This window comes from uncultured Cardiobacterium sp., assembly GCF_938028185.1.
GTDB lineage: Bacteria > Pseudomonadota > Gammaproteobacteria > Cardiobacteriales > Cardiobacteriaceae > Cardiobacterium.
In genome coordinates this window covers 1-1,233 of record NZ_CALJAH010000039.1, presented here as the reverse complement: position 1 = coordinate 1,233, position 1,233 = coordinate 1, and the positions used below count along the sequence as shown (strand labels likewise).

Sequence of the window (1,233 nt, the reverse complement as noted above, 5' to 3'; positions counted from 1 at the left end):
GGCCTCGTCGCCGACGCCGCCCTCTTTGAAGACAACGACTCCGTAGGAGCGCCCCCGCATGAAACCCCTGCCGAAGAAGAAACTGAGTGAACTGCTGCGCGGCTTCGCCCCCGTCGCCGAAGACCGCGACATCGCCGCGATTGCCACCGACTCGCGCGCGCTCACGCCGGACACCCTGTGGCTGGCCGCACGCGGCGTCAGCCATCACGCGCTCGACTACTACACCCCCGATCTCCCCGCCGCCGCCATTGCCTATGAGCCGCCCTACGCCAACCCGCCTGCGGGCGCCATCCCCTGCGAACATTTGAGCGAACACCTCGGCGACATCGCCGCGCGTTTCCATGACGCCCCCTCGCAGGCGCTGGACATCATCGGCGTCACCGGCACCGACGGCAAATCCTCGCTCGTCCACTTCCTCGCGCAAGCCACCGGCGGCGCGATGCTTGGCACCATTGGCTACGGCACGCTGGACGCACTCGAAGCGGCGAGCCACACCACCCCCGACCCGCTGCGCATCCAGCAGCACCTCGCCCAATACCGCGACGCGGGCATAAAAACAGTTGCGATGGAAGTCTCCTCGCACGCACTCGCGCAACACCGCGTCGGCGGCATCCGCTTCCGCATCGGCGTCTTCACCAACTTGAGCCGCGACCACCTCGACTACCATCACGACATGGAAGACTACTTTCTTGCCAAAGCCCGCCTCTTCGCACGTCCGCTGCCCGTCGCCGTCATCAACATCGACGACGCGCACGGTCGCCGCCTGCTCGACGAAAACCGCGTCCACCCGGACACGCACGTCATCGCCGTCAGCAGCCACGACAACAGCCACCCCCGCGCCGCACAAACCCTGCGCGCGCGCAACATCGCGTTAAGTCCCGACGGTATCGCCTATACCCTCGAAACCGAAGCGGAGCAGGTCGCCGTCAAAAGCGGCCTGCTCGCCCGCTTCAACGTGGACAACCTCCTGAACACCGCCGCCTGCCTGCTCGCGCTCGGCACGCCATTTGCCAAACTCCCGGCCAAACTCGCCGCGCTGCACGGCGTCCCCGGCCGCGCCGAACGCATCCCGCTCACAAACGGCGCCGCCGCCATCATCGACTACGCCCACACCCCGGCGGCACTCGCCAACATCCTGCAAGGCGTGCGCGCCCATGTGCCGGGCAAACTGTGGTGCATCTTCGGCTGCGGCGGCGACCGCGACCGGGGCAAACGGCCGCTGATGGCACAAGC

1 protein-coding gene is annotated in these 1,233 nt (G+C 67.6%); it reads left to right on the top strand.

Annotated elements, in window-relative coordinates; translation table 11 throughout:
- Positions 1–58: 58 nt before the first annotated feature.
- A partial coding sequence (locus tag Q0349_RS01450; RefSeq protein ID WP_298079017.1) for a UDP-N-acetylmuramoyl-L-alanyl-D-glutamate--2,6-diaminopimelate ligase occupies positions 59–1,233 on the top strand: 1,175 nt, incomplete at its 3' end.